The 2,704-nt window shown below is 41.6% G+C and carries 2 protein-coding genes; both read right to left on the reverse strand.

All coding sequences use genetic code 11. From position 1 onward, the window contains the following. Positions 1-184: hypothetical protein (locus DWW90_RS20505; protein WP_158582830.1), on the reverse strand; the 184-nt coding region annotated here is incomplete at its 3' end. Positions 185-936: 752 nt separating this feature from the next. Then, complete coding sequence (locus DWW90_RS08085) at positions 937-2,358, reverse strand: IS110 family transposase (RefSeq protein ID WP_122344609.1); 1,422 nt, start codon at positions 2,356-2,358, stop codon at positions 937-939. Positions 2,359-2,704: the final 346 nt, after the last annotated feature.

Genomic DNA, 2,704 nt, shown 5'->3' on the forward strand with positions numbered 1-2,704 from the left:
TATTAGTTACGTCATAAAGCGTATTGGATTCCGTATAAAACGGATCCGCCTTTTCCAACGCCACCTCGAACGGGGCGCAAGGATCATATTCTTCCTCATCGTCGTCCCCACAGGACGCAAACCCGCTGCAAAACGAGAGCAGCAGGCAGAGGAGCATTATTAAATTGATATTTTCTTTTCTCATTGCAAAACTATTTTATAAGTTGAATCTTTGATTTTGACGAGATAAAATCCCGCCTTCGAATTACTAAGATCGACTGTTGTAGTCGAATAGACAGTCCCGGCCCGAACTGGTAAACCGGATATTACAACTCCGCGGATCGGAAGAGATCGGCACCACTCCGGAAAAAAACGTGTCTCTATCTGGGCAAAAGCATTCGTAAACCCAACGCAAAATAAAGACAAATAGAAGATAAATTTTAGAGTTTTCATAAGCCGATAGAATTCAAAGGTTCGAAACTTCTGCAAGTTATAAAAAAACGAACAAATAAACTCCTTTTATTCCTTTATTTTCAAGGAATAATCCTACCTTAGCAATGGGAAAAGTAACAAAATGTTTTTTTGGGTTTCAGCGGAGCCTCCGCTTGATACGATTTGTATCTTTTTAATCAAGAAGAGGCTCCGTTGACTGGCGGCTCAGGCAGCAGCGACAGACCGGGAAAAGGGCTCACCTGCTAATCATTGGGGATAAATTAATTCATTATTTGCCAAAAGTGAGCTATCCCGTTCCCGCGCTCCGACGCGGGATCGCAAAGGAACAGGTTTTATCCTAAACTGGTAAATGATGATTTATGGGTCTGTAGAGATGCATGCCTGTACATCTCTACTCGTGCCGCAGGCTATTTTGCGATCCCGCGTCGGAGCGCGGGAACGAGGTAGTTCACTTTTTCTTTCTAATGAACTAAATTTATCTTCGTCGGCTCACAACCAGCATTCCTAAGAGTACTTAACCTCCCAATTATGCTTTTTAGCCAACTTGATTACTAATCTTTTTTCTCTTTCTTCTATTTGTTGTAAATACTTTTCTTGTCCAAATTCCACATATTCGCTTCCGTGGACAAGTGTATTATAGAAGATTATCGCAAGTTTACGGCTGACAGCGACAATGGCCTTGCCTGTACCTATTCGTGGTACAACTCTCCGGTAAAAAGCGGCGAGTGCTGATTTCCCTCTGGAGATAGATGGCACGACCTTTTTAAACGCCTGAGCCGCGGAACTTTTCACACGATCCGTTTTCGTAGAGATGATTTCTCCGCCGGTAATCTGGTTACGAGGGACAAACCCCAGATACGAGGCAAAGTGATTACAAGTGGGGAACTTGCTCATATCAGCTCCGACTTCCGCTATGATCTGTAATACCGTATTAGGTTGTAATCCGGTTATAGCAGTCATGTCAGTACCTAAAATATGATAAAGCATATCCTGCAAATCCTTTTCGGAACGGATATCATTTTTATTTTTCTTCCGATACTTCGGTTTCTTTTCCTCTGTTTCTTCTACTTTTTCTTTTTTAAGAGGAAACTCTTCCAACAAGTCTGTTATCTGGCTATCGATCTCTGTCAGTTTATTATCAAAGAAAGAAAATGCATCGTAATTCGTTTTTAACAGGAAGAGCTGGTCCTCTTTGTAATAACCGTTTAGGGACTCGGCTATCTCGTCTTCCGTATATTTACAACGTCCACTACGCAATGAGGCTAACTTGTGAGGATCACGTTCCCCTTCCAGGATGGCACGGATTATAGACATTCCTGTTTTACCCATAATGTCATCCAGCACATTATTTAAAAGCAGATTCATTTTCGTTAGCGCCTTTTGCATTCGACAAACATATCGGCTTCTATCTTTTATAATACGGGATCTTTCTCTCATATAACTTCTCAACACCGATATCTTTTCTTCCGGATGGAAAGAACCGGTGATTAACCCATATAAATGTAATGTCTGAAGCCATTGACAATCCAGCACATCCGTTTTACGACCGGGAACCATCCTGAACTTTCTTGGATTCACCAGACACACTTTTATTCCTGAAGATTCCAATATGGAATAAATAGTTGTCCAGTATACAGACGTGGACTCCATCGCCACCGTAGTTATACCACATGAGCAAAGCAAATCACGACAAGATAGCAACCCGGAAGTGAATGTATTAAACACATGCACGATCGGAAGACTCATTTCTGCCGCTATACGAGGATCAAGGGCTACATAAATCTCTTTACTACCCAAATCGATACCGGCCGAATGAGGATGACAAACTGAGAGTTTATAAGACTCCAGCTCTTTCACATCTCTGATTTTCTGTAACGTCAGTAACTTAGTTACCTCTTCACGTTTGTCTTTTCTTCTCTTTTCCATAACTTTGCTTTTAAACTGTTAGAAGCAAATCCGTGAAGCCCCGTGGGCGAATACGTGCTTATTTTTCTAAACGGGAACTACGGAATTAAATCCTCTCACCATGATTTTGGGTCGCAATCCACAGGAGTCATGTTAGTTTACAGGGACAAGGCCACTAGATAATAAACGACTACTCTGCTTCCCGGTCTGCTTTTCCCAAATGTAACTAATTAAGCTATAGCCCCCAACTTACAGTAGACGAAGATGAAGTTTGTTCAACGGTGGATTGGGTAAGCTCGCTTAGTAACGGTTAGTTAGTTTTGGACCTTCTGCAAATTGAAAAATATACATTAACCCTCTGTTTCGA

The sequence above is a fragment of the Parabacteroides sp. AF17-28 genome (assembly GCF_003479205.1).
Taxonomy (GTDB): domain Bacteria; phylum Bacteroidota; class Bacteroidia; order Bacteroidales; family Tannerellaceae; genus Parabacteroides; species Parabacteroides acidifaciens.